This is a genomic window from Umezawaea beigongshangensis, assembly GCF_016464305.1.
Classification (GTDB): domain Bacteria; phylum Actinomycetota; class Actinomycetes; order Mycobacteriales; family Pseudonocardiaceae; genus Umezawaea_A; species Umezawaea_A beigongshangensis.
In genome coordinates, this window is the sequence record NZ_JAEIOJ010000002.1 from 680,222 (window position 1) to 692,690 (window position 12,469).

A 12,469-nucleotide genomic window follows, 5' to 3' on the forward strand; every position below is an offset into this window, starting at 1 on the left:
CCCCAACGACCGATATGTCCGGTTGGTTTCCCCACAGAGCGTATCCGTGCGATTGCTCACAGTCGATCGGCCACAGTGGACCCCACCCGAAGGTGTGCGCTACGTGCCCCCCGGACAGCGGTCGCGCACGCTGTCGCACCCCCCGCACGACGAACGCTCCACCCGCGCGGGTGATCGCGGACCGGGTGATCACGTTCCCGGCCACCGCACGTGTCCGGACACGGACGAGCCCCGGTCGAGAGCCGGTCGGGTCGTGCGACGAACAGCGGGGCGCGCACGTGCGGCCCACCACCCGCCCAGCGCCTCGTCGGCACCCCGCCGAGCTCCTCCGCGGTGGACGGAGCCGAGCCGGTTCGACCGCGCGGGAGCCTGGTACCTAATGTGTAGGCGTGCTACACATGTAGTACGCCTACACATGGAGGACCCGTGGTGGCACGCAGATCCAGACACCTTCTGGTGTGGTTGCACGTGGTGACGTCGGTGGGCTGGGGCAGTCAGGCGGCGGCGCTGTTCGCGCTGGTGCAGTTCGGCTTCCGGATCGGCGACACCGCGGCGTTCGCCCTCGCGGAGCTGGTGGACGTGCAGGTGCTCCAGTTCTGCGCGACCACCTCGGCGTTCAGCGGGATCGCGCTGTCCGCCCTCACGCCGTGGGGCTTCTTCCGGCACTGGTGGGTGCTCGCGAAGTTCGCGATCACGACCTCGCAGCTGTACGCGGGGATCTTCCTGCTCAGCCCGCGCCTCGGGGACGCCGCCGAGGGCGGCCCGCCGTCACCGGCGCTGCGGGTCGGGTCGCTGCTGATGGCCTCGGCCATCGCCTTCCAGGCGTGGTTGTCGACGGCCAAACCGGGACGGCGCACGCCGTGGGCACGCCACGACCGGCAGCCGGTCGCCTCCACTCGCGCGTTCGCGTTCTGCACGGCGGTCCCCGCGGCCGACCTGCTGCTCGGCGAGTTCGTGCTGGGACGGTCGATCCCGGTGCTGTCGCTGCTGGTCGCCGTCGGCCTGCCGGTGATCGGAGCGGTGCGGAGCAGGAGGTCGCGCGGCTCCGGCCGCCCGGCTCACCCGACCGGCTCGGCCTCGTTCAGGTCCTCCACCCGCACCGGGCGACGCCGGTCGAACGCCACGCCCAGACCGTAGGGGTCGCACACCGGCAGCTCCCCCTCGGTGAACACGACCAGCCACTCGTCGCCCGCGTAGAAGACGAGCCGGGGCCCGTGCAGCGGAAGCTCGGCGGGAGAGGCGTCGCGGAGCGCGGCGAGGTCGTCCCCCGCCACGCCGAAGAAGTCGGGGTGGCCCTGGATCGACTCGTGCACGAACTCCAGCGCGGCGTCGACGGCCGCGTCGACGTCGGCCAGGACCTCGGTGATCAGGGCGAGGTCGACGGCGTCGAGGTCCTCACCACCGTCGAGCACGACGTCGACGTCCACCCGCGCGCCGGAGCGCGACGTCGGCGGGGTCGCCACGTGCCACACGCGCAGCTCGTCCGGACCGCGCTCCAGGACGAGGTCGCCGACACCGGGGCGGGACGTGGTCTCCGTTTCCATGCCGTCATCCTCTCCGCCGGGCGCCGGGGCGCAACCGGCGGGGCCGCTACGCGGTGCTGCGCTCGACCGCCCGGAGGGCGCTGTCCACCGTGGGGTGCAGCGACAGCAGCGCGTCGACGCCGGTCGCGCGCAGCGGGCGCAGCACGCCCCTGTGAGCGCCCACGACCGCGAGGGCCGCGCCCACGCGCTCGGCGCGGTGGTGGGTCGCGACCAGCACCTCGATGCCGGCGGAGCCCAGGAACCGCACACCGCTGAAGTCGACCACGAGCGCCGCCGGGCGGCGCGACAGCAGGTCGTCGACCTGCTCGCGCAGAGCCGGGCTGCTGCTCATGTCGAGATCACCGATCACCCGCACCACAGCGGTGTCGCCGTCGTACTCGGTGATCATCCGTGGTGAGCGGGCCGTCTCCGCGCGCACGTCCTCCAGCACGATGACACACCTCCTCCGAGCGCGAGGCCGCAGCGCACACCGGCCCGGCCGGGCCCATCGAGCACACGCGGCGGAAGCCGAGTCGTTTCCGTCGCGAAGGACGTTACGCACTTCCCGGGGAGCCGCAACCCGTGCGCGGGCCGATCGCGGCGCGTCGCACCCGGCCGCGCGCGGAGTCCGCGACCTCCAGGACGTCCTCCTCGTGGCAGAGCTCCAGCACCCGCGTCACCACCCGGCTGGGCAGCACGCGCAGTGGAGTGCCCTGCCGGGCGCACCGACCCCTGGCCTCCAGCAGCACGGCCACCCCCACCGCTCCGAAGAAGTCCACGTCGCGCAGGTCCGCCACGACGGAGGCCGGAGCGCCGGCGAGCGCCGCGGCGAACCGGAGCTGGCGCTCCAGCATCCACGCGGTGACCGTGTCCACCTCGCCGCTGGCCCGCACCACCACGGCGCGGCTCTCGACCCGCCGCTCGACCCGCAACCACCGCGGAGGAGAACGCCGCTCGTCCCGGCCGAACACGTCGGTCACGGTGATCGCCTCCCGCTGGTTCCGCTGGTGACGACTCCGATGGTCCACCCGGTGGCCGTCGAGCGCCCGGCGAGAGGGCGTGGCGTCTCGGACTGCGGGGCAGCCGCTCAGCACCGTCGCCGAGGGTGCGCTCCGGTCCGTCCGCCACCCTCACAGCGACACGAAAGTGCGTCATGGTGACTTCGCGTTGATACGAAGCGGCGAATTCACCTTCTTCATCACCCGTACAGGTGACCGTTACTGGAAGACATCGTCTTCTCTCACACGATGGTGTGGTGGGATGGATATCGCCGAAGATCGTCGTGTATGTTCATGTCACGGCGGCCAGAAACGCCTTGCATTTGCGTCGTGAGGTTTCACCTTCGAATTGTCGATGCATTGTTGGCTGCCGCCCGATGTGACCATCCTGCTTGTTGAGGAGATCTTTGTGTTTAAGAAGGCTAGTGCTGCGGTTGCCGCAACCGCCGCCGGCATGGTGATGCTGGGTGGCATGGCGTCGGCCGATGTGGGCCCCGAGGACAGCGTCGACAACAGCGACTTCGGTCAGGTCGGCCTGCTCAACCTGAACAACACCGACATCCTGCACAACGTCAACGTGGTTCTCGGCGTGTGCGACAACAACATCAACGTTCTGGGCATCCAGGTGCCGATCGAGGACGTGGCCAACGGCCTCAACGTGCCGATCCTGTCCCCGGGCGAGAACGAGGCCGAGGGCAACACCCCCGACGTGTGCGCCACCGGCGGCGTGCTCGACGGCGGCTCCGGCCAGTCCAGCTGAGTTCCGCACCAGGGGCAGGGAGTTCACCGGGAAACACGCGGGCCTCGCGCTCGCGTTGTTCTCCGAACGTTCTCGCCACCTGCTCGGTCTGAACTGAACACGAAGATGGGGCGAGACGCGCTGCACGCGTCTCGCCCCATCTTCGTGCGTTCACAGATGACCACACCGTCTGCTTCCTGCACCACGACCACGTCGTTCCCGTTGCTGGCGTCCGGCAGTGGTCGAGGCAGCTCGCACGTACGACCGAAGCGCATTTCCCCAGCACGATTTCTCGCCGTTCTTCCACGGCATCTCCCAGGGCATCTCCCACGACATCTTCCACGGCACGCAGCACTGCTCCCGTTGCCGAGCGGACGCACCAGCGAAAACGGCTTCACCGGCCGGGCGACGACGACGAACGCGGAGCAGAGCACCGCCGGCCCGGCACCGGTTGCCGCGAGAGAAACAGCACGACGTTCCAGCACGGAGCGGGAAGTGCCGTGCCCGGCGTCGCGGTTCAGCGTTGACGCGCACCGACCCGACTGCCGGGCCGAGGACGTGCCGATCGCCGAGCGGAACACCGCGCGGATCTGCTCGAGCCGTCAGCAGCGCGTCGGGCGGTGCCGTGCGGACGGTGTCCGGATCACGGGAAGGGCCACGGGTTGGCCGTGCACCGCTTGCCGTCGCGCGACACGGTCACCTGCTGCGGGTTGTCCGCGGTGACGTCCACGAGATCGTCGTTGGCCGTGCTGAACGTCTGCTGCATCATCACGGGAGCGGGCTGCCCGTCCTCCTGGCACGCCTCGTGCAGGTAGGAGAAGAAGTGGCCGACCTCGTGGTTGATGGCGTACTGGCGGTAGCCGGTGAGGTCGGCGCCGAAGGCCGTGGCTCCCCTCGCCCACCTCGCGGCGCTGAGGTACACGCTCTGCGCGATGCGGCAGTTGACGTCCACCGGGATCTCGAAACCGCACAGGGCGCGTGCGGTCCCGCTCGACGTCAGCCTGACGCGCAGATCGGGCTCCCCGCTGTCGACCCGGCGGACGGCGAGGTCACCGCGAGCGGTCCAGCCCCTCCGGTCCGACAGCGCGTGCTGCACGACGTCGGCGAACGAGGCGTCTCCCCCGGTCAGCCGCACACCGTCCTCGACCTCCACGGTGTAGGTGTGCTCGGGGCCGGAGCCGATGCGCGGTGACGTCCCGGCGACGACTCTCCACGTGCCCTCACCCGTCCGCGGGAACTGCTCGCCCTCGGGCAGCCGGGCACTGGGCACCAGGGCCTGCTCGGCGGCCAGGTCCTGCTCCTCGGCGCGGGCGAGTTCGAGCCCGGCGGGCGGCTGCGGGGCGAAGACCGGCTCGGAGGCGGGAGCGCGCACCGCCGCGGACGGCGGGTTCGTGCCGCTCGCCTCCCAGCTCGACACCGCGGCCCTCGTGCTCGTCACGTCGCCGCGGTCGGCGGCGAACTGGAATCCCAGCACCACCACGAGCACGCAGAGCACGGAGAGCCCGGCGGCGTAGAGAGCGCGCTGGTGGCCGCCCTGAAAGACGCCCATACATCACCATCCGTCGTTCGAGTGCGCCATCGCGGCGGGCGAGCGGCCCTCACGACCACCCCTGCACGTCGCGGGGGTCACAGCGATCCAGTGTGGACGATCACCGCGAGCGGACCCGCCAGCGGCGGGGAACTTCACCGGAAAGAGGTCCGGTTCTGATCCTTCCGCGCGGGCTCAGCCGGGAGCGGACGAGGAGGGCGCCGGCGAGGACGGTGTCGGCGGCAGCGACTGCTCCGCCTCGGACAGCGGGTCGTCGCTCCCCGGCGACTCGTCGACGGCACGAGGGGGTGGCAGGTGGCCCGTGCTGATCAGCAGGGTCACCTTCGCGCCGGGCAGGGCGTTGCCCCTCGGTGTCTGGCTGACCACGGTTCCGCGCGGCTCGGTCGAGTTCTGGTCCTCCGCGGTGACCTCGTAGCCCGCGTCCTTCAGGGTCGAGGTCGCCTCCTCCTCGGTCCGGCCGACCACGTCGGGCATGCGGATCTCGTCACCACCGGTGGCGTAGCGCTTCTCGACGGGCGGCATCGGCTTCTCCGGCAGGTTCTCGTGAACCTTGATCATCGTGTCGAACCAGGTCCTGGCCGGAACGGTGCCGCCGAAGATGTCGCCCTCCGCGCACAGCCGCGGCTTCGGGCCGTTGATGCAGATGCCGCGCGGCGTGGAGCCGTCGTTGAAGGTCTGCACCGCCGCGGCGTAGTCGGGGGTGGCGCCGAGGAACGCGGCGGACTTGTAGTCCTCGGTGGTGCCGGTCTTGCCGAGCATCGGCCGCGTCCACTTGAACTGCTTGGCCGCGGCGACCGCCGTGCCCTGGTCCCTGTCGTCCTTGCTCATGCCCACGGCCAGCGCGTTGGCCAGCGGCTCGGCCACGACCTGCTCGCAGGGCAGCTCCTCGACGCGCACCGTGCGCCCGCTGCGGTCGGTGACCTCCAGCAGCGGCGAGGGCGGGCACCACGTGCCGCCGCTCATGATCGTCGCGGCGACGTTGGCCAGTTCCAGGGTGCTCGTCGGCGCGGGGCCGAGGGTGAACGAGGCGTTGCCGCCGGACTTGTAGAACTCCGTCTGCGACAGCCGCAGCTCCCGCTCCTTGGCCTTCGGGTCCGGCTCGACGCCGGCGATGCTGGTGGCCATCGTGTCGCGCAGTCCGAGCTTCGCCGCCATGTCGACCACCGCGTCCAGACCGGCCTGCTCCTCCAGGATGACGAAGCCGGTGTTCGGCGAGGTCGACAGGGCCGTCTGCAACGTCATCTGCGGCGGGTACTTGTCGTTGAAGTTGTTCAGGCAGTACCAGCGCGTGTTGGGCTCTCCGGTCGAGGGGCACCTCTCGGCGCCGCCCTTGAACACCCTCGACACGTAGGAGTTCGGCGTCGCCATCACGCTCTCGATGCCCATGCCCTTCTCCAGGGCGGCCGCCGCGGTGAACACCTTGTAGACCGATCCGGCGCCGAACTTGTTCTCCACGGCGCTGGGCAGGTCGTACTGGGTCTGGTGCTCCTCGACGTTCAGTCCGTAGTCGCGGTTCGCGACCAGGGCGACGACCTCGTGGCGCTCCTTGCCCGGACGCACGATCGCCATCGTGTTGGCGATGCCGTCGGTGTCCTTCGCCACCTGCGTCTCGGCGGCCTTCTTCGCCTGCTGGGTGATGGTCCGGTCCAGGGTCGTCCTGATCCTGTAGCCGCCGGTCTTGAGCTGCTCCTGGCTGAACCCGACCCGCGAGAGGTAGTTGACGACGTAGGAGCAGAAGAAGCCGTTCTCCGGACCGGCGCCGACGCACCCGGTGGGCAGCGGGCTGACCGGGTCGGCCACGCCCAGCGGCTCCTTCTTGGTGGCCTCCGCCGCTTCCACGGTGAGCTTGTCGTTCTCGGCCATCTTGTCGATGACCTGGTTGCGGCGTTCGAGCGACTTCTCCGGGTGGAGTTCGGGGTTCAGCGCGGAGGGGCTGTTGACCATGCCGGCGAGCACCGCCGACTGCGCGACCGTGAGCTTGTCCGGCGTGGTGTTGAAGTACGCCTGCGACGCGGCGGCGATCCCGAAGATCGTGGAGCCGAACGGCACGGTGTTGAGGTAGCGGGCGAGGATCTCCTCCTTGTCCAGCTCGCGTTCGAGCTGGAGCGCGATGCGCGCCTCGCGGAGCTTGCGGGCGACCGTCTGCTCCTGCGCCTTCTCCTGCTCCAGCTTGTTGTTCCGCGCGACGACGTACATCAGGTAGTTCTTGACGTACTGCTGGGTGAGCGTCGAGGCGCCCTGCGAGACGCTGCCGCTGGCCTGGTTGGTCAGCGCGGCGCGGATCGTGCCCTTCCAGTCGACGCCCCGGTGGTCGTAGAACCTGCGGTCCTCGACCGAGATGAGAGCGGCCTTCATGGTGGAGGAGATCCCGTCGGGCGGCGTGAGCACCCGGTACTGGTCGTACAGGTACGCGATCGGCTCTCCGTCCCGGTCGGTGACGGTCGTCATCAGCGGCGGGTCGGTGGTGAGCAGGTCGGCCGAGATGCTGTCCACCCTGTCGCTGGCCCGGTTGGAGACCAGGCCGAACGCACCCGCCAGCGGGAAGAGGACGCCCGCGAGGAGGACTCCGGCCACGACGCACAGGCCGGCGAGCTTCAACAGACTGTTCCGGAGTAGCACCCGTCGAGCGTAGGAGCGCGAGCGCGCCGACCGTGAGGTCTTCGTTGCACATTCACCACATGGGTGGACATCGCGTCGACCTGGTTTGCGAACGCGCCGGACCAGGCGGTTCACTCCCCCGCGGGTGAGCGGCGCTCCACAGGGGACCGTCGCGCGGGGACGGTGCGCAGGTCGGAGCTACCGCGCCGCCTCCCCGCCGCCCAGCGGCGCGATCACGGGCAGGGTGTGACCGGGCGGCCGTGCCCCGATCGCGGTGCCGAGCAGGACCTGCCAGGCGCTCACCTCGACGGAATCGGCGCACTGGCCGGGCCCGCACCGCCCCGCCGCCGCCGCGGGGAACGCGGGTCCTCGTTCCGCGACGAGCGGGGTGGCCAGGACGGCGGCCAGGACGGGGAGCAGCAGCGCGGCCGCGGCGACGGCCCGTCGACGGTGTGCGCGACGGCGTGCGCGGCGCGGGTGCGCCGACGCGGTGTCGAGCACGAGCGGTCGAGTGCTCACGGTTCCATCCTCTCGTCGGGCGGGCGACGAGCCGCGTCGCCCGCCGGGCCGAGTGTGCGCGGTGGCGCGCGGTTCCGCCGGGCCCGCGGACGGCCGCACCCGGCCGCGAGAGGGGTCTGGCGACGTGTCACGATCTTTTCGGCGAGGGCGGGAGAACTACACGTCATTCCCCGCGACCACGACCGCCCACCGATTCGGGTCCACCGATCCGATTCAAACACCGCTTTCCGTGAAAAAATGAACCGGCACACCGGCGGCAGGTGCTCGGCCAGGTGATGATCGACAAAGCTGCGACGAGCGTCCGATGATCGGAGGCGCTCGGCAAAAAAATCTAGAACATTACTGCGGAAGACACACGATGCGGTGACGGGAGATGCGCTCGTCCACGCGGCACGTACATTTCTGGTTGTTCGACCCAACCGCAACACCAGGAGGTATTCTCTGATGCGCAGCATCACTCGGATGATCATCGGTGGAACGCTGTCGATTCCGCTGGCCCTGGCCGCCGCGGGTATGGCTTCGGCCGACACGGCGCATTCTCACGGCGACCCGTACTCCATCTACGTCCAGGAGGCGACGGCCGCGGGTCCCGAAGGCGCGTCGACGTACTTCGTCTACAGCGAGGCCGGGTACGGCCACCACCACCACCACGGTCACGACGACTGCAAGGACGACTGCCACGAGTACGAGGAGCCCACCTGCGAGGAGGAGTCCACCTGCGAGGAGGAGCCCACCTGCGAGGAGGAGTCCACCTGCGAGGAGGAGCCCACCTGCGAGAGCGACTACGACGACTGCGACGACGACGATGACGACGACGACGACTACGGTCACCACGGTGACTACGGCGACGACGGCAACGTGGTCCAGAACTTCCTCGTCGGCAACCTGTTCTGATCCGCGGTTCCGCTCTTCTCTCCCGCGGTGATCCGGGGCTCGGCGCACGCCGTTCTCGGATGACGAGCAGTCGGAGCGGCACCGCTCCACCGCGGTCGTCCTCCCGGCCGGGAGACAGGTGCGTGCAGCAGTCGGACGGGCGCTCGGAGATTCTTCTCCGGGCGCCCGTTCCCCGTTTCCGGAGCGTGCCGCCCCACCCCGGCGACCGCACGATCCGCGCCGATCGCTCCCGCCGGGCCCGAGGGCACGGGTTCGCGCTCTGGTCGACGCTCGCGTCACGCGCAGCACACGGCTCACCAACAGGGGAAATCTTCCGCTCTTTCGAGTGTACTTTCCTCGTGACGGCACACCGCTCCTCCGCGGACCCGCGCACCTGCTACGTCGGTCAATTAGTATCAGATCGAATCGCGACTGGAACAGCGCCGAACTGGGGGCCGCTGCTCACCCCGCTGCGACCACTGCCGGCAGACGGATGACGCCTCGGCGACGAGAGGTCCACGATGTTCGACGAGCTGCTGAAAGATCCCTCCCGTTGGTTTCGCACCCGTTTCCGCGGATACGACCGGCGCCAGGTCGACGCGGAGTTCCGCCTGGTGGACCAGGAGCTCGAAGTCGTGACGGCGGATCGGGACGCCGCCCTGTCCAGGGCGGAATCGCTGGCGGTCCAGCTCGACGAGGCGCGCGCGGAACTGCACGAGTACCACCAGATCCACTCCGGGCACAACACCAGGCAGGACCCCGTCGCCGGGTGCATCCGCTACCTGATCCACTCGGCGAAGAAGGAGGCCGGGAAGATCGAGCGGGACGCCAGGTCGCACGCCGACCAGATCGTGCAGCAGAGCGAGAGCCTGCTCGCCGCGCGGGCGAACCTGCTCGACGAGGCCGAGCAGGAGGCCCAGCGCCGGCTCGCCTCGGCCACCGAGCAGGCGAGGCAGATCGTGGTCTCGGCCCTGCACGAGTCGAAGCGGCTCCTCGACGAGCTGACCGACCGGCAGCGCCTGCTCGACGAGTGGTTGAAGGAGATCACGACGAGCACGAACGTCCCGCTGCCCCGGCCGACACCGCGGGGCAGGGCGGCCCACGCGGCCCGGCAGTAGGCCGGGACGCGGGGTGTGCTCCGCACAGCGGGAGGTGCGGTGGGCGCCGTTCGCGGAAAGCTCGCCGGGAACGCGGTCGGCGCGACGCACTTCGCACGGTCACGGCGCGTCGCCATTTCTCCGGATTTTCCACACGTGAGAGCAGAGGAAACACCGGATCGAGGTATCCCTCATTTCTGCTGTGGCGGACTTACGATTGCCCGACGGTTCGCCCGTTCACCGGCAGAAAGAAGATCCCTCATGCGAAGCACGACGCGCGCTCTCCTCGGCGGGGCGCTGGCACTTCCCCTGGTGATCGCGGCGGCCGGAGCCGCCTCGGCCGACGAGTACGTCAGCGCCACGTCCTACGCCGGACCGGACGGGGCCTGCGTGGAGTACACGTACGCGCACTCCGACGAGTACGGGAACACGTACTACACGTCGGTGCGCCTGAAGGCCGGACCGGACGGCGCGTCCACCACCTCCACGACGTCGGCCGCCGAGGGCCACGGGTCGGAGAGCGGGGGCGACGGGTCGGCCTGGTACGCCGAGTCCGGCTCCGTAGCCGGGCCCGACGGCGCCTACACCTACCAGATCGGCGCCGTCAGCGACTGACCGCTCGGCGGTGCCGTCGCGGCGGGGACGGCGCTCGTCGTTCCCGCCGCGGTGCCGTGCTCAACGCCGACCCGGCACCGGCACCTCCCCTCTACGCACACCGTCCTTCCCACCCGCGCGGGTGCACGCCCCGCCTCTCGGTGAACCGCTCCACCACCGCCGGCCCGCGTCCCCGGTGCTCGCCGATCCTCGACCGGCCCGCCACCGGCAGCCGAGCGCGATCGGCGTCGTCGGCCCCGATGCGCGCGGACGCGGGCCCGGACGGCCGCCACGGGCGGAAGCAGCGGACGCGACCGCCGTGCTCGCAGGCGTTGGTGACGAGCTCCGTCGCGAGCGACGCCGCGCTCCGCGCGCACACCCCGCTCTCGTCGGCGAGCCACCGGCGGACCACGCCGAGCAGATCCGCCAGCGGCGCGTCGGCGCTACCGCTCCGGTCCACGCCGCGCACGTCACCGCGAGAACTCCCGGTACCGGTCGTCACCACCACCTCGCGTGCTCCGCCGTCCGACCACGTGCGAACCGACCGGGCACCCCACCAGGCTCACGGGACACGCACACCCGGATTCCCCTTGTCCCACGACAGCGCGAGCGGCGTGGTCACAAGAGCGACGATCAGACGTTTTCCGTAATCACGGCCATACCGATCGAGTGATTCTGGTGTCGTTCGGTGTAAGAGGTGTATCCGACGAGCAGCCGACGCGGAACCGACATCGGGAGTCGGCACCGGCGAAGCCGCGAAGTCACCACGGAGGTCGACCATGCGCGAGACCACACCGCCAGGGATGAGCACCACCGTGAAGCTTCCCGCGCCGGACGACGTGGCGGAGCAGCCCGCGACCGGGATCGCGGCACCCCCTCCCACGGCCCTCGACCTGCTGACCGAGCACGTCGAGCGGGTGCGCGCCACGGACGTGACCGACACCGCCACGGCGCTGCTGGTCGCGTGGCGCGCCTTCGGCGCAGCCGGGATCTGCGGGACCGTGCTGACCGGCACGGACCCCGGATCGGCGCGGACGGCCGACCGCGCGCAGCGCATCCACGTGGACACGACGTGGTACCTGGCGCCCGCTCCGTCGCTGCCCTGCACCGACGCCGTGATCGTGCCGGTGAACGCACTGGTGCCGGATCAGACGGACGATCCCGCCGGACGGCACGGCGAGGTCGCGCCCTCGGACGTCGACCAGGTGCGGCTGGGCATCGTCGCCCTGGCCGAGGAGATCACCACGATGCTGTCGGGCGCGGCGGAGGCGGCCGTGGACACCGCCGACCGGTGCGCCTGCGAGAGCGGCGCCAGGGCTGCTCTCGACCTGGCCCGGTGCTGGTACGCGGACGGAACGGCGCCGGGGGCCCCGCTCACACCGTGAGGCGGCCGTTCCCGCGCTCGTCGCGAACGGCGAGGGCGGGTTCGTCGGTCCAGACGCCGCCCTCGGTGAGGTAGCGGAAGGACACGGACCTGCCCCTGGGCAGGACGACCGACGCCGAGCGGCGGCCGTTGGGGCGTCGGCGCAGCGTGTGCTTGCCCGGTGTCCAGTCGTTGAAGCACCCCACGACGCTGGTGGCGCCGGCCGGGTGGCCGTGGTCCAGGCTGAACGTGACGCGGACCTTGTTGAACGGCAGTGCGGTCGTGCTGATCATCGGCGAGCTGTCCTCTGCGACTCGGGGACGGTGCGGTCGCGCTTGCCGTCGCGACACGTGCAGGCTGCCGTGCGCGCCGCCGTCGCGCCAGCGGGTTCAGCCGGTCGGGAACAGATGGTCACACAGCCGTCGCACCCGGTGGTCCTCCTCCCGCCCCGACCAACACCGCGCCGCCCCGCCGGAGGCAGTACAGTCGCTACCGGGTTGCCGGACGGGGAGATCGCGGTGATCAGCCACGACAGGTCCGTCTTCCACGCGGTCGAGCGGTTCGACGCTCGTCGGTGGGATCGAGCCGACCACGCACCGCGAGCACGGAGACGATG

14 protein-coding genes are annotated in these 12,469 nt (G+C 70.6%); 6 read left to right on the forward strand and 8 right to left on the reverse strand.

Annotation, left to right across the window (positions count from 1 at the left end):
- The first annotated feature begins 429 nt into the window (after nt 1–429).
- Nucleotides 430–1,137, forward strand: a complete 708-nt coding sequence (locus IMZ35_RS07610) for a hypothetical protein (RefSeq protein WP_199440185.1) — start codon at nt 430–432, stop codon at nt 1,135–1,137.
- Here the strand turns inward: IMZ35_RS07610 and IMZ35_RS07615 are convergent.
- The 3 genes from IMZ35_RS07615 to IMZ35_RS07625 form a co-directional block, all read right to left on the reverse strand.
- On the reverse strand, nt 1,059–1,544 hold the full coding sequence (locus IMZ35_RS07615) for a hypothetical protein (RefSeq protein ID WP_199440186.1): 486 nt from the start codon (nt 1,542–1,544) through the stop codon (nt 1,059–1,061). The two genes, IMZ35_RS07610 and IMZ35_RS07615, sit on opposite strands and share 79 nt — an antisense overlap.
- A 46-nt stretch (nt 1,545–1,590) precedes the next feature.
- Nucleotides 1,591–1,974 carry an STAS domain-containing protein gene (locus IMZ35_RS07620; RefSeq protein WP_199440187.1) on the reverse strand — a complete coding sequence of 128 codons (384 nt, stop codon included), beginning with the start codon at nt 1,972–1,974 and terminating at the stop codon, nt 1,591–1,593.
- Nucleotides 1,975–2,077: 103 nt separating this feature from the next.
- Nucleotides 2,078–2,503 carry an STAS domain-containing protein gene (locus IMZ35_RS07625; protein WP_199440188.1) on the reverse strand — a complete coding sequence of 142 codons (426 nt, stop codon included), beginning with the start codon at nt 2,501–2,503 and terminating at the stop codon, nt 2,078–2,080.
- 427 nt (nt 2,504–2,930) lie between these two features.
- Between IMZ35_RS07625 and IMZ35_RS07630 the strand changes: the two genes are divergently transcribed.
- Complete coding sequence (locus tag IMZ35_RS07630; RefSeq protein WP_438816837.1) at nt 2,931–3,281, forward strand: hypothetical protein; 351 nt, start codon at nt 2,931–2,933, stop codon at nt 3,279–3,281.
- A gap of 622 nt (nt 3,282–3,903) precedes the next feature.
- On the opposite strand, the gene IMZ35_RS07635 is transcribed toward IMZ35_RS07630, so the two are convergent.
- From IMZ35_RS07635 to IMZ35_RS07645, 3 genes are all read right to left on the reverse strand, one after another.
- A complete protein-coding gene (locus tag IMZ35_RS07635; RefSeq protein ID WP_199440189.1) occupies nt 3,904–4,809 on the reverse strand; it encodes a DUF3152 domain-containing protein in 906 nt (301 codons plus the stop codon).
- Nucleotides 4,810–4,983: 174 nt separating this feature from the next.
- Entirely contained in the window at nt 4,984–7,428 is a 2,445-nt protein-coding gene (locus tag IMZ35_RS07640; protein WP_199440190.1) for a transglycosylase domain-containing protein, read from the reverse strand.
- A 177-nt stretch (nt 7,429–7,605) separates the two neighbouring features.
- Nucleotides 7,606–7,926: a hypothetical protein gene (locus IMZ35_RS07645; RefSeq protein ID WP_199440191.1), complete on the reverse strand. Its 321-nt coding sequence runs from the start codon at nt 7,924–7,926 to the stop codon at nt 7,606–7,608.
- A 444-nt stretch (nt 7,927–8,370) separates the two neighbouring features.
- On the opposite strand from IMZ35_RS07645, the gene IMZ35_RS07650 reads away from it, so the two are divergent.
- The 3 genes from IMZ35_RS07650 to IMZ35_RS07660 all read left to right on the forward strand — a co-directional run bounded on the left by IMZ35_RS07650 (nt 8,371) and on the right by IMZ35_RS07660 (nt 10,511).
- Complete coding sequence (locus tag IMZ35_RS07650) at nt 8,371–8,820, forward strand: hypothetical protein (RefSeq protein WP_199440192.1); 450 nt, start codon at nt 8,371–8,373, stop codon at nt 8,818–8,820.
- A gap of 614 nt (nt 8,821–9,434) precedes the next feature.
- Nucleotides 9,435–9,917 (forward strand): hypothetical protein, encoded by a 483-nt coding sequence (locus IMZ35_RS07655; protein WP_199440193.1) that lies wholly within the window; start codon nt 9,435–9,437, stop codon nt 9,915–9,917.
- A gap of 240 nt (nt 9,918–10,157) precedes the next feature.
- Nucleotides 10,158–10,511: a hypothetical protein gene (locus IMZ35_RS07660; protein ID WP_199440194.1), complete on the forward strand. Its 354-nt coding sequence runs from the start codon at nt 10,158–10,160 to the stop codon at nt 10,509–10,511.
- 91 nt (nt 10,512–10,602) lie between these two features.
- On the opposite strand, the gene IMZ35_RS07665 is transcribed toward IMZ35_RS07660, so the two are convergent.
- A complete protein-coding gene (locus tag IMZ35_RS07665) occupies nt 10,603–10,992 on the reverse strand; it encodes a hypothetical protein (RefSeq protein ID WP_199440195.1) in 390 nt (129 codons plus the stop codon).
- 301 nt (nt 10,993–11,293) lie between these two features.
- On the opposite strand from IMZ35_RS07665, the gene IMZ35_RS07670 reads away from it, so the two are divergent.
- Nucleotides 11,294–11,875 (forward strand): hypothetical protein, encoded by a 582-nt coding sequence (locus IMZ35_RS07670; protein WP_199440196.1) that lies wholly within the window; start codon nt 11,294–11,296, stop codon nt 11,873–11,875.
- Here the strand turns inward: IMZ35_RS07670 and IMZ35_RS07675 are convergent.
- The gene (locus IMZ35_RS07675) at nt 11,865–12,146 is read right to left on the reverse strand and encodes an isoamylase early set domain-containing protein (protein WP_199440197.1); all 282 of its coding nucleotides are present in this window, start codon (nt 12,144–12,146) and stop codon (nt 11,865–11,867) included. The two genes, IMZ35_RS07670 and IMZ35_RS07675, sit on opposite strands and share 11 nt — an antisense overlap.
- Between the last annotated feature and the right edge of the window lie 323 nt (nt 12,147–12,469).